Source organism: Novosphingobium aromaticivorans DSM 12444, from assembly GCF_000013325.1.
GTDB lineage: Bacteria > Pseudomonadota > Alphaproteobacteria > Sphingomonadales > Sphingomonadaceae > Novosphingobium > Novosphingobium aromaticivorans.
Map to the genome: position 1 here is coordinate 881,862 of NC_007794.1, position 20,425 is coordinate 902,286.

The 20,425-nt window shown below is 66.0% G+C and carries 22 protein-coding genes; 11 read left to right on the forward strand and 11 right to left on the reverse strand.

From position 1 onward, the window contains the following. Positions 1-63: 63 nt before the first annotated feature. Positions 64-708 (reverse strand): hypothetical protein, encoded by a 645-nt coding sequence (locus tag SARO_RS04150; protein WP_041550122.1) that lies wholly within the window; start codon positions 706-708, stop codon positions 64-66. Positions 709-1,038: 330 nt separating this feature from the next. Between SARO_RS04150 and secE the strand changes: the two genes are divergently transcribed. From secE to SARO_RS04175, 5 genes are all read left to right on the forward strand, one after another. Further along, complete coding sequence (secE, locus tag SARO_RS04155; protein ID WP_011444490.1) at positions 1,039-1,233, forward strand: preprotein translocase subunit SecE; 195 nt, start codon at positions 1,039-1,041, stop codon at positions 1,231-1,233. Positions 1,234-1,265: 32 nt separating this feature from the next. After that, positions 1,266-1,802 (forward strand): transcription termination/antitermination protein NusG, encoded by a 537-nt coding sequence (gene nusG / locus SARO_RS04160; protein WP_011444491.1) that lies wholly within the window; start codon positions 1,266-1,268, stop codon positions 1,800-1,802. 156 nt (positions 1,803-1,958) lie between these two features. Continuing rightward, positions 1,959-2,390 carry a 50S ribosomal protein L11 gene (rplK, locus tag SARO_RS04165; protein ID WP_011444492.1) on the forward strand — a complete coding sequence of 144 codons (432 nt, stop codon included), beginning with the start codon at positions 1,959-1,961 and terminating at the stop codon, positions 2,388-2,390. Between the two features lie 4 nt (positions 2,391-2,394). After that, positions 2,395-3,096 (forward strand): 50S ribosomal protein L1, encoded by a 702-nt coding sequence (gene rplA, locus SARO_RS04170; RefSeq protein WP_011444493.1) that lies wholly within the window; start codon positions 2,395-2,397, stop codon positions 3,094-3,096. An 89-nt stretch (positions 3,097-3,185) separates the two neighbouring features. Continuing rightward, positions 3,186-3,383 (forward strand): hypothetical protein, encoded by a 198-nt coding sequence (locus tag SARO_RS04175; protein ID WP_011444494.1) that lies wholly within the window; start codon positions 3,186-3,188, stop codon positions 3,381-3,383. Here SARO_RS04175 and SARO_RS04180 read toward each other — a convergent pair. From SARO_RS04180 to SARO_RS04200, 5 genes are read right to left on the reverse strand one after another with little or no spacing between them, the layout of a single operon-like run. Continuing rightward, entirely contained in the window at positions 3,364-3,918 is a 555-nt protein-coding gene (locus SARO_RS04180) for a hypothetical protein (RefSeq protein WP_011444495.1), read from the reverse strand. The two genes, SARO_RS04175 and SARO_RS04180, sit on opposite strands and share 20 nt — an antisense overlap. A gap of 1 nt (position 3,919) precedes the next feature. Continuing rightward, the gene (locus SARO_RS04185; RefSeq protein ID WP_011444496.1) at positions 3,920-4,618 is read right to left on the reverse strand and encodes a peptidylprolyl isomerase; all 699 of its coding nucleotides are present in this window, start codon (positions 4,616-4,618) and stop codon (positions 3,920-3,922) included. A 32-nt stretch (positions 4,619-4,650) separates the two neighbouring features. Continuing rightward, positions 4,651-6,750, reverse strand: coding sequence for a DUF3857 domain-containing protein (locus SARO_RS04190; RefSeq protein ID WP_049759311.1), 2,100 nt, complete (start codon positions 6,748-6,750; stop codon positions 4,651-4,653). A 51-nt stretch (positions 6,751-6,801) separates the two neighbouring features. Continuing rightward, the gene (locus tag SARO_RS04195) at positions 6,802-7,563 is read right to left on the reverse strand and encodes a competence/damage-inducible protein A (RefSeq protein ID WP_011444498.1); all 762 of its coding nucleotides are present in this window, start codon (positions 7,561-7,563) and stop codon (positions 6,802-6,804) included. Positions 7,564-7,603: 40 nt separating this feature from the next. Next, the gene (locus tag SARO_RS04200) at positions 7,604-9,127 is read right to left on the reverse strand and encodes a flavin-containing monooxygenase (RefSeq protein WP_011444499.1); all 1,524 of its coding nucleotides are present in this window, start codon (positions 9,125-9,127) and stop codon (positions 7,604-7,606) included. Positions 9,128-9,217: 90 nt separating this feature from the next. Here SARO_RS04200 and SARO_RS04205 point away from each other — a divergent pair, with 90 nt between their 5' ends. From SARO_RS04205 to SARO_RS04225, 5 genes are all read left to right on the forward strand, one after another. After that, complete coding sequence (locus SARO_RS04205) at positions 9,218-10,192, forward strand: magnesium and cobalt transport protein CorA (protein ID WP_011444500.1); 975 nt, start codon at positions 9,218-9,220, stop codon at positions 10,190-10,192. Positions 10,193-10,319: 127 nt separating this feature from the next. Next, entirely contained in the window at positions 10,320-10,967 is a 648-nt protein-coding gene (locus tag SARO_RS04210; RefSeq protein ID WP_011444501.1) for a DUF47 domain-containing protein, read from the forward strand. 24 nt (positions 10,968-10,991) lie between these two features. Beyond that, positions 10,992-11,990, forward strand: a complete 999-nt coding sequence (locus SARO_RS04215; RefSeq protein WP_011444502.1) for an inorganic phosphate transporter — start codon at positions 10,992-10,994, stop codon at positions 11,988-11,990. Positions 11,991-12,104: 114 nt separating this feature from the next. Beyond that, positions 12,105-13,724, forward strand: coding sequence for a M20/M25/M40 family metallo-hydrolase (locus tag SARO_RS04220; RefSeq protein ID WP_011444503.1), 1,620 nt, complete (start codon positions 12,105-12,107; stop codon positions 13,722-13,724). A gap of 134 nt (positions 13,725-13,858) precedes the next feature. Then, entirely contained in the window at positions 13,859-15,148 is a 1,290-nt protein-coding gene (locus SARO_RS04225; protein WP_011444504.1) for an HD-GYP domain-containing protein, read from the forward strand. A gap of 3 nt (positions 15,149-15,151) precedes the next feature. Here SARO_RS04225 and rimO read toward each other — a convergent pair whose 3' ends face one another. Further along, positions 15,152-16,567 (reverse strand): 30S ribosomal protein S12 methylthiotransferase RimO, encoded by a 1,416-nt coding sequence (rimO, locus tag SARO_RS04230; protein WP_011444505.1) that lies wholly within the window; start codon positions 16,565-16,567, stop codon positions 15,152-15,154. 104 nt (positions 16,568-16,671) lie between these two features. On the opposite strand from rimO, the gene SARO_RS04235 reads away from it, so the two are divergent. After that, positions 16,672-17,082 (forward strand): DUF1761 domain-containing protein, encoded by a 411-nt coding sequence (locus tag SARO_RS04235; protein WP_041550126.1) that lies wholly within the window; start codon positions 16,672-16,674, stop codon positions 17,080-17,082. Here SARO_RS04235 and SARO_RS04240 read toward each other — a convergent pair. Genes SARO_RS04240 through SARO_RS04255 form a run of 4 tightly spaced genes read right to left on the reverse strand, consistent with a single transcriptional unit; the run spans position 17,079 to position 20,394 of the window. Next, positions 17,079-18,122, reverse strand: coding sequence for a potassium channel family protein (locus SARO_RS04240; RefSeq protein ID WP_011444507.1), 1,044 nt, complete (start codon positions 18,120-18,122; stop codon positions 17,079-17,081). The genes SARO_RS04235 and SARO_RS04240 overlap by 4 nt on opposite strands. After that, complete coding sequence (locus SARO_RS04245; protein ID WP_011444508.1) at positions 18,122-18,877, reverse strand: M23 family metallopeptidase; 756 nt, start codon at positions 18,875-18,877, stop codon at positions 18,122-18,124. The genes SARO_RS04240 and SARO_RS04245 overlap by 1 nt, the downstream gene beginning before the upstream one ends. Further along, positions 18,877-20,157, reverse strand: a complete 1,281-nt coding sequence (serS, locus tag SARO_RS04250) for a serine--tRNA ligase (RefSeq protein ID WP_011444509.1) — start codon at positions 20,155-20,157, stop codon at positions 18,877-18,879. Before serS ends, SARO_RS04245 begins: the two co-directional genes overlap by 1 nt. Before the next feature lie 45 nt (positions 20,158-20,202). Further along, positions 20,203-20,394, reverse strand: coding sequence for a YgaP family membrane protein (locus tag SARO_RS04255; RefSeq protein WP_011444510.1), 192 nt, complete (start codon positions 20,392-20,394; stop codon positions 20,203-20,205). Positions 20,395-20,425: the final 31 nt, after the last annotated feature.

Here is a 20,425-nt window from a genome sequence, read left to right on the forward strand (position 1 = left end):
GCCCCTCATGCGAAAGAGGGCGGACCCTTTCGGACCCGCCCTCGCTCCGGTGTCTGTCAGACGTCAGTTGCGGCCCGGAAGAGCCGAACGGACGGTGTCCTTGACGGCGGTCGCGGTGTCGCGGACGGCTGCGGCATTGCTCCGCGCGTCGCTCGCTGCGGCGCGCACGTCAGTCGCGGACGAGCGGGCGGCGCTGGCGGTCAGGCGGGCATCGGTTGCCGACTGCCGGGCCGCCGAACCGCTGGCCCTGGCATCGGTCGATGCCGAAACGCTGTCGCGCAGGCTCGCCACCGCGCCGGTGCCGTCCTTGACTGCCGAGTTTGCGCCGCGCGCGGCGGCCACGGCGGCCGCATCCACTGCCGCAGAGCCCGCGGCGGCGTGATCGCGGCCCGAAACCTTGGCGTCGAGGCTTGCGTCGGTCGAGGTGGCGTTCGTCACGGCGTCAGAAGTCGCGACGTCGTCAAGGTCGCTGTCGTCCTTGGTGCCGGTGCGGCTTTCGGCCTTGGTCGCGTTGCGCGCGTGGGCCTTGGCGGAGACGTCGGCGCCGATGCCCTTGGTCTCGCCGTCCTTCTGTGCCTTGGCCATCACGCTGACGTCAGCGCCGATGCCGTTCGAAGTCGTGGTGGTGGTCGAGGTGCTCTGTGCGGCGACGGCCGATGCCGTGGCGAGTGCGAGTACCGATGCGACCGGGATGAGGTACTTGTTCATTATAATCAGACCTTTCATGCCCCCGTGCCTTCCCCCGTTTGTTGCTGGAGTGTTGCGAGGCGATGAACCTGTGGGATGGGCGGGCGTTCCCGTTGGCGGTCACCGCTCACCGGTTGCACGGGGCGGCTCGCCGCCTGCGATCGGAACGTCGCTAATACGGGGCAGGACACCGCCCTTGCCAAGAACCGGCATGGCGACTAAATGACAGGAACTTCCGACATCGGAAAATCGCCTGCCCCTCCCGGACCTGTCCGGGGCGGCGATTTCCCCTAGGCGGAAGAAACGAGTTTCATTTCAGGCGCAAGCCGCAGTCAGCAAGGCACGAGAGCAATGGCCAAGACCAGCCCCGGCGAGTTCTTCAACCAGGTCAAGGCGGAAGCGCGCAAGGTCGTCTGGCCGACCCGCCAGGAAACCACGACCACCGCGATCTTCGTCGGCATCATGATGCTGATCCTGGCGGTGTTCTTCCTTGGCGTCGATTCGCTGTTCAGCGCGATCGTCCGCTTCCTGCTTTCGCTCGCCTGACCAGACCAACCTCAGGACCAAGAGAAAAACATATGGCCCGCTGGTACATCATTCACGCCTATTCCGGTTTCGAGAACAAGGTCCGCGATGCGATCATCGCCGAGGCCGAACGCATCGGCCTGTCGCAGCTGGTCGAGGCCGTCGAAGTCCCGACCGAGACCGTCACCGAGGTGAAGCGCGGCAAGAAGGTCCAGGTCGAGCGCAAGTTCATGCCGGGCTACGTCCTCGCCAAGCTGGCGATGAACGACGACATCTACCACCTCGTCAAGAACACCCCGAAGGTGACCGGCTTCCTCGGCACGAACGGCAAGCCGCAGCCGATTTCCGACAAGGAAGCCGCCCGCTACTTCGGCGCGCGCGAGCAGGCCGCCGCCGAACCGCGCAAGAACGTGTCGGTCGATTACGAGATCGGCGATTCGGTCAAGGTCAACGCCGGCCCGTTCGCCTCGTTCAACGGCGTTGTCGAAGAACTGGACTTCGACAAGAGCCGCGTGAAGGTCTCGGTTTCGATCTTCGGTCGCGCGACCCCGGTCGAACTCGGCTTCGAGGAAGTCGAACTGGTCCGCTGATCCATTGCTTTCGCGCGCGGTTCGCTGTAACCGCGCGCACTCTTGCGGCCGATTCGTCCGCAGGTTCCGCGCGGAAGTCCTCTCGAGGACGCTTGACCGCTCACTCTGAGGTCCTGCCCTGATACGGCGGGCCAACAGGAAGAAAGGAGGCCCATCGTGGCCAAGAAGATTGAAGGTTACATCAAGCTGCAGGTTGCAGCCGGTGACGCCAAGCCCGCACCGCCGATCGGTCCGGCTCTGGGTCAGCGCGGCGTCAACATCATGGAATTCTGCAAGCAGTTCAACGCTGCCACGCAGGAAATCGAGAAGGGCACGCCCCTTCCGACCGTGATCACGGTCTACGCCGACCGTTCGTTCACCTTCGTGACCAAGACCCCGCCCGCCACCTTCTTCATCAAGAAGGCCGTCGGCATCAAGTCGGGTTCGAAGACCCCGGGCAAGGCTTCGGCCGGCACGATCAAGCGTTCGCAGCTGGCGGAAATCGCCCAGGCCAAGATGAAGGACCTGAACGCGAACGACATCGACGCCGCAACGAAGATCATCGAAGGCTCCGCTCGCGCGATGGGCCTCACCGTGGTGGAGGGCTGATTCCATGGCCAAGCAGACCAAGAAGCAGAAGGCTCTCGTCACCAAGCTGGGCGACAACCAGAAGCTCTATGCAGTCGATGAAGCCATCGCTCTGCTCAAGGACCTGAAGAGCGCGAAGTTCGACGAATCGCTCGAAGTTTCGCTGAACCTCGGCGTCGACCCGCGCCACGCCGACCAGATGGTCCGCGGCATGGTCACCCTGCCTTCGGGCACGGGCAAGGACGTCAAGGTCGCCGTGTTCGCGCGCGGTGACAAGGCCGAGGCCGCTCTTGCCGCCGGCGCCGACAAGGTTGGCGCCGAAGACCTGCTGGAAGACATGCAGGCCGGCAACCTCGACTACGGCCGCGTGATCGCGACGCCCGATATGATGGGCATCGTCGGCCGCCTCGGCAAGGTGCTGGGTCCCAAGGGCCTGATGCCGAACCCGAAGCTCGGCACCGTCACGCCGAACGTCGCCGAAGCGGTCAAGGCCGCCAAGGGCGGTCAGATCGAGTTCCGCGTCGAAAAGGCCGGCATCATCCACGGCGGCATCGGCAAGCTCTCGTTCTCGGACGAAGCGCTGCGCGCCAACTTCGACGCTTTCGTCGATGCGATCGTCAAGGCGAAGCCTGCTGGCGCCAAGGGCAAGTACCTGCGCAAGGTCGGCCTGTCCTCGTCGATGGGCCCCGGCCTGAAGATCGACCTGGCCCAGGTGAACGGCGGCTAAGCCACTGTTCGACTGACAGAAAAAGAAGGCCGGGGAGGGATGCCTCTCCGGCCCTTTTTCTGTCCGCGCAACGCGGCTAGGAGCGGGGGATGCCCGATCCCGAAACCCCGCAAGCTCCCTTGGCGCAAAACCCGGTGACCATCGCCCGCCGACAGGTGGAGGCGCTGATTCCGCCCGAGAAGCGCGGCCCCGGCTGGGACCGGCACTGGCGCGAACTGGAAGCTTATGCAGACGCCGCCATGGAGGGCGCGGTGGGCGACTGGACGGTCAACCCGCCGCGCGGCTGAGATTCGCCCGGGTATAGCATTCCACGACGAGGCTGATCGCGCGCCCATCCGCAAGGCGCAGGACCGCGCGGTGCGAGAGGACCGTGCCGGCGGGGCATTCGGCCATGCGACCGCGCTTCTCCGCCAGCCGTTCCCTGTGGAACCCCAGCGGCCCGACGACCCGGCCGAAGGGCGTGTCGGTGGTTTCCAGGGTATGGTTCATGTGCGGTTCGAGGCGGTTCGGGACGTACCAGTTGTGTGCGACCGAAAGCACCTTGTCTCCGCAGACCAGCCGCACGTGGCGATAGCCGACGGGCTCGTCACCTGAAATGCCAAGCGCGGAGCGGACGGCGGACGAGGGTGGCTTGCGCGCGGCGCGATCGGCCAGCGCGCGGATCTGCGCCGGCTCTGCGATACCCTGGGTGCGGCACCATTCGCCGAGCGCTGCGGTCGCGCTGTCCTGTGCCGCCAGGACCTGCTCGAACGGTCGCAGACGGGGTTGCGCGCACCCTGCGAGGGCGAGCGCAGCTACGATGGCAGGCAGCGCACGCCGCATTTCAGGGTGCGGATGGCAGCGGGGCTTCGGGCAGGCGCCGGGCAGTCAGGATCTTCACCGGCTTGGCGAGGATCTGCCCGCGCATGATCCCTTCGCCCTCGGTTTCGGAAATCGGCGCAGCGAAGATGGCCTTCACCACGTCCATGCCCTCCACGACCTGTCCGAACGCGGCGTATCCTGCCTTCGCTTCGGGATCGGCTGAATCCGGCTGGGCGTCGAGCCCCGGCTGGTCGGAAACCATGATCGAGAAATCCCCGGTCGCCGTGCCAGGGGCATAGCGGGCCATCGAGAGCGTACCCGCCTTGTGAAGGATGCCGGTGACGTTCGTCGGCTCGTGCGCGACCGGCGGCAGGTTGCGCTTCGGGTCGCCGCGCGTGCCGCCCTGGATCAGGCCATTGGGCTGTTCGCCCCATGGAAGATGCATCGCCCGGTAGAGTACTGTGCCGTCGAACCGCTTCGTTTCGGCGTAGCGCACGAAGTTGGTGGCGCTGGCAGGCGCGTGCTTAACGTCGACTTCGACCACGATGCGCCCGGCCTCGGTATCGAGCGCGACGCGCACCTTGTCCGGCAACGGGGTGGTGGATGGTGCGGGATAGGCGGGAGCGGGCGGGCGCGCGACAACGGGCCGCTTCTTCACGGGGGTGGCCGCCACGAGCAGGACCGCGAGCGGGGCGAGCAGGACGAATCGGCGTTTCAGCATGGGCGCAGCATGGCCAGATCCCGCGCCGATGGCTACTGTCCGGCGGCGGAAGGTTTGGCGTTCTGGGCCGGGGCGCATGGGGTGCCGCCCTGCGTCCAGTCGGTCGCGTCGGAGAAGGGCTGGGGCTGTTGCGGCCACTTTGCCGCGCCCTTGAACGTCTGGCGCAGCGACAGCGTTGCCGCGCTGCCATCGTAGCTGGCCAGTTGTCCATTGAGTTCGGTGGCCTGCGCGGCGCTGATTTCCGGGACCTGGAAACGGCGGCTCATCACGGTTCGTACCACGTTGTCGGCCAGCGAGAGGCGCCGCCAATAACCGACGCCGCCCATCAGCTTGTCGAACGGCTCGCCCGAAAGATCCCAGCGCTGGTTCGCTGGCGGCGGCGGCAGGCGCAGCGTGGTGGCCCAGCAGTTGAACGAGGGGTAAGCGGTTACCCAGGGCAGGGTCTGGTCCTGCGACCGGGGGCGTCGCAACCTGCTTGGCGCGGTAAGTCCGCTTGCCGGCACGTCGACGCTGCCATTCTCCGTCTTCGCTTCGTCCGGGTCGCCCAGTTCCCCTTCGCCGGTAAGGGTCAGCGTGAGGATGCCGCTATCCTCGTCGAGCTTCCATGAGGCCTTGTCGCCTTCGATCCACGGTTCCTCGCCGCGCCAGTATTCCTTGATCGCGCGCTGCGCCTGATCCGCGGGGACCGTGGCGAACCATGCGGCGAGGCTTGCCGCATCGTTCCCGCGCAGGATGCGCCTTGCGGTGACGAGTGCAGGCTGGTCGATCCCGGCCGTCGCGTCGATGTCGAGGAGATTGACCGCCTGCGGATGGACCGGAGACGGCGTCGGCAGCTTCTCCAGTTCGCCGCCGCCTTCGCGCAGGGGCAGGCCTTCGCGCCATGCCCCGACCGGCAGCAGGTCGAGCGCGCGGTCGCCAAGCCGCGTACCGTCGAGGAGCCACGGCTTCCCGGCGATCGTCGCGCGCACGATCACGTGGTCGAACAGTCCGGGGTTGGGCAGGCGCAGGCCGAGCCCATCGCCGCCGTTCGAATTGACCAGCATCGGCTCTGCCGCGATGCCCAGTTCGCGCAGGATGGCGATGAGCAGGACGGTCTTGCCCTTGCAGTCTGCAAAGCGGCGGGTCCATGTTTCGTCGACGCTGGCCGGCGTCATGTTGCCGGTGTCGAGGCCGACATAGACGTAGCGGATGCGGTCCTGCACGAGGCGCAGCGCCATTTCGGCCCTGCGCGTGGGGTCGGATGTGGCAGCCGCGATCTTTGCCGCTTCGGCCAGGATCGGCGAACCCGGGGCAGGGCGCGAGGTCTTGTCGTAGAGCGGCCAGAGGCGCGCCGAGAGTTCGGGCCACCTGGCGAAGTCGGTGAACTCGATCAGGCGGTGGATCGAGTAGCGCGGGGGTGCGCCGACGACCGGCTCCTCGGGCGCGGCGGGATCGCGCAGTTCGACCGAGAGGACGCGGTTCGCGCCGACTAGCGATGGTTCCGCAACCTCGACGTCCTTTGTCGCCTGCCAGCGTATCGCGGCGCCTTCCGGCCAGGCGATGCGCGTGCGGAAGGCGCCGGGGACGCCGCCCTGCGGCAGGATGGCCAGGCCCGAACGATGCTCCGGAAGGGTCGGGTCCTTGATGGTGACGGTCTGGGCGATCTCGATCTCGTCCCCGACCTGGAGGCCGGGCACCTGGTAGACCGCGGTCAGCCTGCCATCGAGCATCGATGCCTCGAGGTTGCTTTCGCGCTGGATCACCTCGAACTTCGCGTTGGCGGTTAGGTCCGTGACCTTGCCGTCACGGATCAGGCGCAATGCGTGGAGGCGGGCGCTTCCGGCGTCCGGCAACCACGAAAGGGTGATCGTGCCGAGTGCCAGTGCTTCGGGCTTGAGCAGGCGGATGCGGTAGGCCGAGTAGGATTCCAGCCCGGCCGGCCCGGCGAAGGCCTGGTTGTCGACGTAGACGAAGCGCATCGCGGCGGTCGGAAGGTCCGCCTGCTCGGTCGGCGTGGGCGGGGGGACCACCCAGGCCGGTGCGGGGACGACCTGCACCTGACGGTTAGACGCAGGCAATGCCTTGGGAGATGCTGCCATGGCCGGCGCCGCGATCATGGGGGCAAGCAGGAACGCGGCCGCGATTGGCTTCATGTCAGGCCTTTGCATCAGAGGAGACCGGTGTGTCAGAGGAAACCGGGCGGATCAGATGCCCCCGGGGATCGGAAAACGGCCCATGTCGGCCAGGCCCTGTTCGAGAGCAAAGGCGCACGCGCGGAGCTGGTCTTCGCTGACCGAGCGGATCACGAAGTTCGCGCCGGTCTTGCCTTCGCGAAAGAAGGGATAACTGCCGATCTGGCATCCGTCGAAGGCCAGCTCGGTTTCGCGCAGCAGGTCTGCGATCTCGCTTTCCGCGACCCAGCAGCCGACCGTGGTCGAGAGAAGGGGCAGGCCGCCTTCGAGCTGGCCGGTCAATCCGTCGAGCATCTGCGCGGTGATGCCGGGGACACCCGCCATCAGGAAGACGTTGCCGACGCGGATGCCCGGCGCACCCGATACGCGGTTCTCGATGAGGTCGGCGCCATCCGGCACGCGGGCCATGCGCAGACGGGCTTCGTTAAGCCCCCCGCGCGAGGCGTAGTAGCTGTCGAGAATGGCGCGCGCCTTGGGATGGATCACGACTTCGACGCCGAGCGCTGAGGCCACCGCGTCGACCGTGATGTCGTCGTGCGTCGGGCCGATCCCGCCGGTCGTGAAAAGGTAGTCGTTGCGGGCGCGCAGCGTGTTCACTGCCTCTACGATGGCGTCCATGTCGTCCGGGACGACGCGCACCTCGCGCAGGCGGATGCCCTGCACGCCAAGCCAGGTCGCGACTTGCGCGATGTTCTTGTCCTGCGTGCGGCCTGAAAGGATCTCGTCGCCCACGACGACGAGGGCGGCGGTCCATATGCGGGATTCGTCGGTCATCGGATCATGGGATAACCGAACCGTCTGGCGCGCAAAAGCGCTATTCCGCCGCTTCCATCTGTGGGTCGGCCTGCATGGCCGGCCGGGCATGGCCGAACTGCAGCACGCCGTCCTCGATCGGGTCCTCGCGCATCCACACCCTGTCGCGCACGTAGTCCTGGTTCAGGCGCCAGCGCATGTCGTGCGCGCTTTTCGGCAGGAGATGGCGCGCGCGTTCGATGTAGCCCGACGAGAAATCGTAGATGTTGTCATCGTCGAGGGGATGGTTGGGCGCCAGCTTCGGCACTGCCACTTCCATGCCCTTGGCCTTCATCGCGTTGAGTACGTCGCAGATGTAGCGCGCGTTGATGTCGGCGCGCAGGGTCCACGAGGCGTTGAGATATCCGAACACCGCCGCAAGGTTGGGCACGTTCGAGAACATCGCGCCCTTGTAGTAGTACTTCTCGGCGAAATCGACCGGCACGCCATCGACGCTGATCGCGATCTTGCCGGCCATGACCATCTTCAGCCCGGTGGCGGTGACAATGACGTCCGCATCGAGGTGCTGGCCCGACTTGAGCTTGATGCCGGTCGCGTCGAAGCGGTCGATGTGGTCGGTCACCACGCTGGCCTTGCCGGCCTTGATGGCCTCGAACAGGTCGGCATCGGGCACCAGGCAGAGGCGCTGGTCCCATGGGTTGTAGGGCGGGGTGAAGGCCTTCTCGTCGTACTTGTCGCCCAGCGCTGCCTTGATCCGCTTGGTCAGGAACTGCTTGACCTTTTCCGGCTGGGTGCGCGCGCGCTTGAACACGAGGTTCTGGAGGCGGACGTTCTTGAAGCGGGTGATGCGGTAGGCAAGCTCCTCGGGCAGGATCTTGCGCAGGAAATTCGCGATGGCATCGCGCGCCGGGCGGATGCCGTACCAGGTTGGTGTGCGCTGGAGCATCGTGACGTGCGCCGCCGTGTCCGCCATCGAGGGGACGATGGTGACAGCGGTTGCGCCCGAGCCGATGACGACCACGCGCTTGCCCGAATAATCGAAGTTTTCCGGCCAGAACTGCGGGTGGATGATTTGGCCCCGGAAATCCGCACGGCCTTCGAAATGCGCTTCGTACGGTGTGTCGTAGTCATAGTAGCCGGAGCCGAGATAGAGCCAGCGCGCGGTCAGGCGACGACGTTCGCCGTCCGGGCCTTCGACCGTCACGACCCAGTGGGCGGCCTCACTGTCGAAGTCGGCGCTGAGCACCTTGCTGTCGAAGCGGATGTGGCGGCGGATGTCGCGTTCGTCGGCGATGCGGTTGAGGTATTCGAGGATGGCTGGGCCGTCCGCGATCGACTTTTCGTGCTTCCACGGTTCGAACACGAAGCCGAGGGTATGCATGTCTGAATCCGAACGCACGCCGGGATAGCGGAACAGGTCCCAGGTGCCGCCGATCTGGGCGCGGCGCTCGACAATGGCGAAGCTGCGGTCGGGGCACAGCATCTTCATGTGTGCGGCCATGCCGATGCCCGAGATGCCTGCGCCGACGATCAGCACGTCCACATCGGGGTTGGCGGCGACGAATCTGCTCTGTTCAGCGCCCAAGAGGTCTCTCCCGTCCTTTTTGTATTAACAGTGATGTTAGCACGTCTGCGGGCGATTGCGAGTCCGATCCGTCTTTGCCACTGATGGCCAATGACGCTGATTGCCGCACGCCGCTACAGCCACGGGACTGCTCACGACGAAGCGATCCTGATCGACGGGAATCCGGCGCCGGAACTGCCGCCGCACAGCTTCGACTGGATCGGGCTCTACCAGCCCGACGCGGAGGAAATGGAACTGGTGCGCCGGCAATACGGGCTCCACCCGCTGGCGGTGGAGGACGCGCTGAACCCGCGCCAGCTCCCCAAGGTCGAGGTCTATGGCAAGACCTTGTTCGTGGTGGCGCGCACCGCGGAACTCTCCGACGGGGAAATCATCGACTATGGCCAGACCGCGTTCTTCGTGGGGCCGGGCTACCTCATCAGCGTGCGGTTCGGCAGTACGCGGGCGCATCTTTCGCTGCGCGAGGAACTGGAAGCGCAGGCAGAGCGACTGGCCGAAGGGCCGGACTACGTGCTGCACGCGGTGCTGGACTTCATCGTCGACGGCTACCTGCCGCTGATCGACCGGCTGGAGGATGTCGCTCAGGAAATGGAGGAGGCCGCGATCGACGTCTTCCCCGAGCAGGCGGTCATCCGCCGCATCTTCCGCCTGCGCCGCCAGCTTCGAAGGTTCGAGCGGGTGATCGGCCCGATGGAGGAGATGTGCGAGCGGCTGGTCGTGGCGGACCTTCCCTGCATCGATCCGGCGGCGCGCATCTGGTTCCGGGACGTTCTCGACCACGTGCGGCGGGCCATGGCGCGGATGCAGGGGCTGAAGGAAACGCTGGCGGCCATCGTCGAGACGGCAAGCCTGCTCGAACAGCACCGGCAGGGCGAGATGACCCGCTCTCTGGCGGCGTGGGCTGCGATCCTGGCGGTGCCCACGGCCATCGCAGGCATATATGGCATGAATTTCGAGTACCTGCCCGAGCTGCGCTGGCACTATGGCTACTTCGCCGTGTGGGGATTGATCCTGACGGTCTGTGGCGGCCTGTGGCTGCGATTCCGCTGGATCGGTTGGCTTTGATCGCTCTTGCGCGATGTGGACAATCAATCGCTTCCGGATTGTTACTCGCGCGTGACTGCCCTAGTGCCGCTGCCTGCGGGGGCGAGTCGCGTCCCGTGTGCGTGACGGCAATTCGGGAAGCAATGCGATGTTCGGCTGGTTCCACCGCCTCCTGCCCAAGTCGGGCGACTTCTTCGGCATGTTCGAACGCCACGCGGCGGCGTGCGTCGATGCGGCTGATGCGCTTGCCAAGCTGACCCGCGCGCACGGCGATTCCGCGCAGTGGGTCACCCGCATCCGCGACCGCGAGCATGATGCGGACGACGTGATCCGCGAAGTCCTGTTCACCGTGCGTCGCACGTTCCTTACCCCGTTCGACCGTGGCGCGATCACTTCGCTGATCGGCGCGATGGACGACACCATCGACGAGATGCAGGCCGCCGCCTCGGCGATCGAGCTTTACGAGATCGTCGGGTTCGAGCCCGAGATGCAGGCGATGGCCGACAAGATCGTCGAAGCCGTCGGCCTGATCGCCGAAGCCATGCCGCTGCTGCGCGATATCGAGCGCAACGGTTCGCGTCTCCACACCCTGACCGAGCGGATCGTCCAGCTCGAGGGCGAAGTCGACCTCGTGCACCAGGCGGGCCTCAAGGCCAACTTCCTGCGCCACCGCACCGATGGCGACCAGGTCGCGTTCATCGTCTCGCGCGAGATCTTCAAGCACCTCGAGAAGATCGCCGACGCGTTCGAGGACGTGGCGAACGAGATCGACGCGCTGGTCATCGACCACGCCTGAAGGCGCGGCACAGGAGCTGATCCGATGCACGAGCTCGCCTTTCCGCTGCTGGTCGGCCTGATCGCGCTGGCGCTGGCCTTCGACTTCCTGAACGGCCTCCACGACGCCGCCAATTCCATCGCGACCGTCGTGTCGACGCGGCTGCTCTCGCCGGTCGGCGCGGTCATCTTTGCCGCCGGCGGCAACTTCGCCGCCTATTGGCTGGTCGGTCTCCACGTTGCCGACACCATCGGCAAAGGCATAATCGACAAGGACATCGTCACGCCGGCGGTGGTCTTTGGCGCGCTCATCGGAGCGATGTTCTGGAACGTCGTGACCTGGATCAAGGGCATACCCTCTTCGTCCAGCCACGCGCTTATCGGCGGCCTGCTGGGCGCGGGCGTGATGCACGGCGGCTTCGGCGCGATCGAATCCAAGAAGACGATCGAGACTTTCGTGGCGATCTTCATGTCGCCGATGATCGGCTTCGCGCTCGCGATGTTCTTCGTGCTGGTGACGAGCTGGTTGTTCAGGGGCTTCCAGCCCCGCCGCGCCGAAGGCGTGTTCAAGGGCCTGCACCTCCTCTCGTCGGCGGCATATTCGATCAGCCACGGCGGCAACGATGCGCAGAAGACGATGGGCATCATCACCGTCCTGCTCTATTCGACCGGCTACCTGAAGGGTGAGTTCCATATTCCCGAATGGGTCGTGCTTTCCTGCTATGCCGCCATCTCGCTCGGCACGATGTCCGGTGGGTGGAAGATCATCAAGACGATGGGCACCAAGATCACCCGCCTCAATCACCACACTGGTTTCTGCGCCTCGTCGGCGGGTTCGATCGTGGTGTTCGGGGCAAGCGCGCTCGGCATTCCGGTCTCGACCACCCATGCCATCACCGGCAGCGTGATCGGCACGGGCGCAGCCCGCCGCGCGAGCGCCGTCCGCTGGGGCGTGGCGCAGCGCGTGGTCATGGCCTGGTTCATCACCATCCCCGCGAGCGCGACGGTGGGTGCGGGCTTCTATCTCCTGACGCGCCTGTTCTGATCGCGGGCGGTGTTCGCCCTCAGGGGCGATGAATTTTCGATCAAAGGGCTTGGCTTTCCCCGCGGCGGCGGCAAGATGGTTTCCAGAGAAACCGACCCGGGGAGTTTTCCAGACATGACATCTTGCCTGCGCGGGGCCGCGAGCGCCGCCGCCATTGCCCTTTGCACGTTCGCCGCCCCGGCCATTGCCGGACCCGCCGAGGACAAGCTGATCGCGCAGCTCCTGGACGAGGGATTGAACCGTTCCGATGCGATGGAGATCGCGTCGGAGCTGATGGACCGCATCGGGCCGCGTCTCACCAATTCCGAAAATCATCGCAAGGCGGAGGACTGGGCTGCAGCCAAGTTCGCCTCGTTCGGGCTCAAGAACATCCACCGCGAACCGTTCGAGTTCGGGCTTGGCTGGAACCTCAAGTCCTATTCGGCGACGATGACCTCGCCGCGCAGCCTGCCCCTCACCGTCCTGCCGGTCGCATGGTCGCCGCCCACCGGCGGCACGATCACCGCCCCGGTCATCGTCGCGCCGATGACCAAGGTCGAGAATTTCGATGCGTGGAAGGGCAAGCTGGCCGGCCGGATCGTGCTGGTCAGCCTGCCTGGCGAGACCAGCGCGTCCGCAGATCCGGTGTTCGAGCGCCTCTCGGGCGAAGAGATCGGCAAGCTCGACAAGTATACCTTGCCGCGCCACGACCCCGAAGGTCTGGCCATGCAGGTCGCCCGGCGTGGATTTGCCCGCAAGCTGTCGGAGTTCCTCAAGGCGGAAGGCGCGTTGGCCATGGTCCGCATGACCTATCGCGATGGCAAGCTGGTCCATGGCGAGGGCTATGACTTCGTGCCGGGCCAGACCCTTGCCGTGCCGGCGATGGACATGGCGCAGGAAGACTATCGCCGCCTCGTCCGCCTGGAGAAGACGGGTGCCGCCCCGCAGCTCTCGCTCAGCATCGACGCGAGCTTCGACGACAAGGATCTGATGGCGGACAACGTCATTGCCGAGATCCCCGGCAGCGATCCCAAGGCGGGCTACGTCATGGCGGGTGCGCACTTCGACAGCTGGATCGCGGGCGACGGCGCATCCGACAATGGAGCGGGAAGCGTCGCCGTGATCGAGGCTGCACGCCTGCTCTCGAAAATGGGCGTCAAGCCGAAGCGCACCATCCGCTTTGCGCTGTGGAGCGGGGAGGAGCAGGGGCTGCTGGGCTCGAAGGCCTATATCGAGCAGCATCTCGCCACCCGGCCGGTCGACCCGGCGCTAAAGGGCATCGACAGCTATTCGGCATGGCGCAATGCCTATCCGATCACGCCCAAGCCGGGCTATTCCCAGCTCAAGGCCTATTTCAACATGGACAACGGTTCGGGCAAGTTCCGCGGCATTTATGCCGAGGGCAACGTTGCCGCCGCGCCGATCCTCAGGGAATGGCTCGCGCCCTTCAGCTCGCTCGGCGCGGACAAGGTGGTGATGAGCAAGACGGGCGGGACCGACCACGTCTATCTCCAGGCAATCGGCCTGCCGGGCTACCAGTTCATCCAGGACCCGCTCGATTACGAGAGCCGCGTGCACCACTCCAGCCTCGACACGCTTGACCACATGCGCGCCGACGACATGAGGCAGGCCTCCGTCATTCTGGCGGGAATGCTGCTCCAGGCGGCGACAAGCGAGAAGGAACTGCCGCGCTCGCCGTTGCCGACCAAGCCGGACGCGACCGATCCGTTCAAGGTGCAGGACCCCAACCAGTAGGCACTTGTCCCGGCGGAGGTGCGGCTGCGTTGCGAGCTGCCTTCCGCCGCCATAGGTGACCGTACGGATATTGCCATCGGTACTTGTCTCAAGCGGCTTTACATAAGTTGGCGGCTGGAGGTGCTGTACCCGACATGCTCAAGCGCATTTCAACCGATGACATCGAACTCGGGATGTTCATCCACAAGCTGGAGGGGAGCTGGTTTCGCCATCCCTTCTGGAAGAGCCGGTTCCTGCTCGAAGACCAGGAACTGCTCGACACCCTGCGTGGCAGTGGCATCGAGGGTGTGGTGATCGACACCGGGCGCGGCAAGGACACGACCGAGCCGGTCGAAACCGAGGCTTCGACGCGCCTGCGCACGCCCGCGCGGCTGGCAGTCGAAGCGCGCATTCCGGAACGGCGCGCTGTCGCGCCCGTGGTGACGCAGCATGCCGTGTTCGCGCGTGCGGCCCCCGCATTGCAGATCGCCCGCGAGTTCGGCCGCGCCCGGCGGGCGGCGGGCGATGCCATGCGCGTCGTCAGCCGTACCTTCATCGAGGCGCGGCTGGGCAAGGCGGTGACCGCGCACGAGGTCGAACCGGTGCTCGATGCGATCTATTCGTCGGTGCAACGCAACCTCTATGCCTTCAACGGCCTGCTGCGGTGTCAGTCCGACAGCGAGCCGGTCTATCGGCACTCGCTGGCGGTCAGCGCGCTGATGATCGCGCTGGCCCGCCACATGAAGTTTTCGCCCGTCGACATCCGGGATGCCGGCATGGCGGGCCTGCTGATGGACATCGGAGTGGGCCAGCTACCGGTCGATCTCGCCAGCGTCGGCGGCGACTACACGCGTTTGCGGCCCGACCTGAAGCAGCAGCACGTGTTGCTCGGCTATTCGTTTCTCAAGGCCGCCGGCGACATTCCGGAAGCCGTCCTGCGGACTGTCCTGCACCATCACGAGCGGCTGGACGCAAGCGGCTATCCCCAGGGGCTCGGCGGAAATGCGATCGACCGGTTGAGCCGGATGGCGGCCATCTGCGATGCCTACGACACGGTCATTTCGGGCGGCGATGTCGCCAGCCGCGTCGATCCGGCCGAGGCGATCGTGCTGCTGCGCGAGCAACCGGGCAAGTTCGATGCGGCCATTCTCGAGAAGTTCGTCGAAACGGTCGGCGTCTATCCGATCGGGTCGTTCGTGCGTCTGCGTTCGGACAGATTGGCTATGGTCGTCGACGAGGACCCGGCGGATGCAGCGCGTCCTGCCGTCCGCACGTTCTGGTCGGTTCCGCTGAACAAGCGTCTCAAGGGCGAGACCATCGCTCTTGCGCATTGCTATGGCGAAGACTCGATCGAAGGGATCGCGGACTTGTCGGGCCTCGATCTTCCCGAGGTATCCCGGCTGCGCGAGACCTTGCTGGCCGCCGCCTGCAAGGACACAGCATGACCCTTATCCCTGGCGGTCCGCGATGACCCCGTAGAGGTCGTGGGCATCGGCGTCCTCGACCAGCACTTCGGCAAAGTCGCCCGGCTTCAGGCTTGCGGGCACGTTGCGCAGATAGACCGCGCCGTCGATTTCGGGCGCATCGGCCTGGGACCGCGCGGTGGCGCCGATGTCGCCATCCTCGTCAGGCTCGCCGACCTCGTCGACTATCACCTTGATATGGCGGCCGACCTTTGCGGAAAGCCGGGCAGCGCTGATCGCCTCCGTCTTTTCCATGAGCCGGGCGTAGCGTTCTTCCTTGATTTCTTCCGGCACCTGGTCGGGCAGATCGTTGGCCGCCGCGCCAGCCACCGGCTCGAAGCGGAATCCGCCGACCCTGTCGAGCTGCGCTTCTTCAAGCCATTCAAGCAGATACTCGAAATCGGCCTGCGTTTCTCCGGGGAAACCCACGACGAAGCTGGAGCGGATGGCGAGGTCCGGGCAGATTTCGCGCCAGGCCTTGATCCGCTCGAGGACCTTGGCTTCGTTCGCCGGTCGCTTCATCGCGCGCAGCACGTTCGGGCTGGCGTGCTGGAACGGAATGTCGAGGTACGGCGTCACCAGCCCTTCCGCCATGAGCGGAATGACCGCGTCGACGTGCGGATAGGGATAAACATAGTGCAGGCGGACCCACGGGGTTTCGCCCTGCGGCGTGCGGAGCTGGCCGAGCTCCCTGGCCAGATCGGTCATGTGGGTGCGGACGGGGCGGCCCTTCCACATGCGTTCCTCGTGGCGGACGTCGACGCCATAGGCAGAAGTGTCCTGGCTGATGACCAGCAGTTCCTTCGTGCCTGCCGCGACGAGCTTTTCCGCCTCGCGCAGGACCGCGTCGATCCGGCGACTGGCGAGCTTGCCGCGCAGTGACGGGATGATGCAGAACGCACAGGCGTGGTTGCAGCCTTCCGAGATCTTCAGGTAGCTGTAGTGCCGCGGCGTGAGCTTGACGTCGCCCGGGTCCGCCTGCGGAATGAGGTCGATATAGGGCCCCATGCTGGGCGGGGCGGCTTCGTGCACGGCCTCGACCACCGCTTCGTACTGGTGAGCGCCGGTCACGGCGAGGACCTGCGGGAACTTGGCCCGGATAGCTTCCGCCTCGTTGCCCATGCAGCCCGTCACGATCACGCGGCCGTTCTCGGCAATCGCCTCGCCAATGGCGGAGAGGCTTTCTTCCTTGGCGGAATCGAGGAAGCCGCAGGTGTTGACGAGCACGACGTCGGCCCCGGCATAGTCCGCGCTCATGGCATAGCCGTCGGCCCGGAGGCGGGTCAGGATGCGTTCGGAATCGACGAGCGCCTTGGGACAGCCAAGGCTGACCATGCCGACCTTGGGGGCTTCGGGAATCTCTCGCGGGGGAATCTGGCTTGCCATCTTGGCGCGGCCCATAGGCGAAAATGCACGGCGCGTCACCTGTAGCGGTCGGGTGATTGCATTGACGGGTGCGCGGGTCTAGCAACTGGAGCCGGAAGGGGCGGAAAAAGAAGGAAGAAATGGGCCCGGTCAACTGGATAGCCGTTGTCGTTGCAACCCTCGCGGCGCTTGGCGCCTCGGCGCTCTGGTATGGCCCGATGTTCGGCCGTGCGCGCCTTGAGGAAGTCGGACCCGGCGGCCTCGGCATTCGACGCTCGCCGGGGCGCACGGCTGCGATCACAGCCGCACTGATGCTGATCACCGCCACGATGATGGGCCATATGTTCGCCCGCGTGGGCGAGGCCACGCTTGCCGTGAAGTGGTGGCTCTATTTCATGATGTCGATCGGGCTGGCGGGCGCATTCGTCGTTCCCGCGCTGTGGATCAGCTATACCCACCAGCGGATCAGCACGCGGCTGGCGCTGATCGATGGAGGCTTCTGGATCTTCGCCTATCTTGCGATGGGCCTGGCCTTCTTCCTGCTCGGCTAGCGCGTAGGCACGATCTCGACGATGACGTCGCCGGGCTCCAGAGCTTGCGCGGCGTCTTCCCAGAAGCCGACGATCCTGTCGCCGCGATGGATGCGCAATCCCCGCCCTCCGCTGGCGAGGGTCGCCAGGGGTTTGCCTACTTCCTCCGGCGACACGGTCCGTTCGACCAGTTGCACGCGGCCCTCGATCGAGGCGAGATCGGTGAGGTAGTCGGCGACGTGGGTGCCCTGCGACGATCCGGCCAGGAGCAGTCCGGTGAAGCGCACGGGATTGATGACGGTCGATGCGCCGGCCTGCCGGGCAAGGGCCTCGTTGTCCACCGCGCGCACGACCGTGCTTATCGGCACGCCGGGTGCAAGATGGCGGGCGGTCAGGGTGATGAGGATCGAGGTGTCATCGCGCCCTGCCGAGATCAGCACGGCGCAGGCGCTGGCGATGTGCACGTCCATCAGCGTCGCATCGCGGGTCGCGTCGGCGGCCATGACGTTGCAGCCCAGTTCCGCCGCGACGGCGAGGCGCGTCTCGTCCGGGTCGATCACCACGATCCGGCCCGGATCGGTGCCCCGCGCGACCAGTTCTGCCACGGCTTCCGCGCCCGAAATGCCGAAGCCCAGCACCACGATGTGGTCGGTCAGGTTCTTCTGGATCTGCGCCATGCGCCACCTTTCCCAGCTGCGCTTGATGATGAAGTTGTAGGCCGTGCCTACGAATATGAAGAGCACGAGCACGCGAATCGGCGTGACGATCACCGCTTCGATCAGCCGCGAACGGTCGCTGACCGGGGCGATGTCCCCAAAGCCGGTCGTGGTGATCGAGATCATCGTGAAATAGACGACGTCGAGGAAGCTTACAGTCCCGTCGTGGCTGTCCTTCAACCCTGCGCGGTCGAACCAGTGGACCATGACGACCAGCATGACCAGTGCAAGAGCAGCGCCCAGCCTCATGCCGAGGTCCGCCCAGACAGGCACCTTCAGGGCGCGTCGCAGCACTGTCACCGGCTTGCGCCCCACCTGCCTCAGCATGTGCAGGTCGAGCCGCATCACAGCCTCGGCGGAAGGTAGAGTTCGGGATTGCGGGGTACGTTGTTGCGCCGCAGTTCGAAATGGACTGTCGGCCGGGTCGCCTCGCCGCTCTTGCCGACAAGCGCGATGCGTTCGCGCGCCGTCACGATCTGGCCTTCCTTGACGGTCATCGAGCCGAGGTAGGCATAGGCCGTGACGAAACCGCCGCCATGGTCGATGATGATGAGCTGGCCGAAGCGCTCCGGCTCCTTGCCGGCATAGATGACCGTACCGGCAGCGGCTGCGCGCACCTTGGTTCCATAGAGCGCGGCCAGGTCGATCCCGTTCGAGGGAATGCCGGCGACCCTTTCCCCGAAGTGCGTGACCACCGCCCCTTCGGTAGGCCACTGCAGGCGCGGGGCATCGGATTCGCGCAAGGGCAGCGGCGGTCGCGGCGAAGGCGCCGGTCGCGGCGATGGCGCGGGCCTGGGAACGGCCTTGGGCGTCGGCGTTTGCGTGGCGCTGGGTGAGGGCGAGGGGGCGGGGCGGGGCTTCGAAGTCGAGCCCTTGAGTTCCGGCCGCCTGAGGACCTGGCCTATGCGGATGACGTAGGGGCTGGGAATACCGTTCGCTTCGCCAAGCGCCGCCATGTCCACGCCCCAGCGGCGGGCGATGCCCGAGAAGGTGTCGCCCGCCTGAACCGTATAGGTCCAGGCAACGATCGGCCCGCGCGCGCCTTGCTGTGCGGCAAGCGGCGCCGCCACGAAAAGCAGTGCGGCGGCGAGCCGCTTCATCAGCCCTGCGGCGTCAGGCGGGCGAGGCCGCCCATGTAGGGGAGCAGTACTTCGGGAACGGCCACGCTGCCGTCCTCCTGCTGGTAGTTCTCCAGCACCGCAACGAGGGTGCGCCCGACGGCAAGGCCTGAACCGTTGAGAGTGTGGACGAATTCGGTGCCCTTCGCACCCTCGGGACGATATCGCGCGTTCATCCGGCGCGCCTGGAAATCGCCGCAATTGGAGCACGAAGAAATCTCGCGGTAGGCGCCCTGTCCCGGCAGCCAGACCTCGAGGTCATAGGTCTTGCGCGCGGTGAAACCCATGTCGCCGGTGCAAAGCAGGACCTTGCGATAGGGCAGGCCGAGCGCCTGGAGAATGCCCTCGGCGCACTGGGTCATGCGCTCGTGCTCGCTTTCCGAATCTTCCGGGCGCGTGATCGAGACGAGTTCGACCTTCTCGAACTGGTGCTGGCGGATGAAGCCGCGCGTATCGCGCCCGGCCGCGCCCGCTTCCGAGCGGAAGCACGGGGTGAGCGCGGTCATCCGCAGCGGAAGTTGCGCCTCGCCCAGGATCTGGCCCTGCACCGCATTGGTCAGGCTGACTTCGGCGGTGGGGATCAGCCAGCGGCCATCGGTCGTCCGGAACAGGTCCTCGGCGAACTTGGGGAGCTGGCCCGTGCCGAACACGGCCTCGTCCTTCACCAGCAGCGGCGGGATGCATTCCATGTAGCCGTTCTCGCCGGTCTGGCGATCCAGCATGAACTGCGCCAGCGCGCGGTGGAGGCGGGCCATCTGGCCCTTGAGGAAAGTGAAGCGCGCGCCCGAGATGAGCGCGCCCGTTTCGAAATCGAGGCCCAGGGCGGGGCCGAGATCGGCGTGTTCCTTCGGCGCGAATGCGAAATCGCGCGGAGTGCCCCAGCGGCTTACCTCGACATTGTCGGCCTCGTCGGCGCCCTCGGGCACATCGGCGGCGGGCGTGTTGGGATAGGCGGCAAGCGCGGCGTTCTGCTGCGCGGTGAGCTGACGCTCTTCTTCCTCGAGCGCGGGTAATTCCACCTTGAGCGCGGCGACTTCGGCCTTGAGGGCTTCTGCGGTATCCTTGTCGCCCTTGCCCATGGCCGCACCGATGGCCTTTGATGCTTCGTTGCGGCGCGCCTGCACTTCCTGCATCCGCGTGGCGATTTCACGCCGGCGGCTGTCGAGCGAGAGGATCGATTGCGCGACCGGGCCTACGCCGCGACGGGCGAGGGCGGCATCGAAAGCTTCGGCATTTTCGCGGATCAGGCGTATATCGTGCATGGGCGCGGCTATGCCGCCTCGATCCCCGGGTGGCAAGTCGGGCCGCTACTTGCGGGGGCAGGTATTGGCTCCAATGAGGGAGTAAAGCGGACATATCCGCACCAGGCCGGTGATCAGCGGCACGAGTCCGATCCAGCCCCATGGGGTCTTCGGGCCGACGAAAACGAGCGAAACGAGAACGAGGCCCACGACAATGCGCAGGATTCGGTCAAGGCCACCAACATTATTCTTGAGCATGGTGTTCTCCTTGCAAAGGATTGTAAAAAGC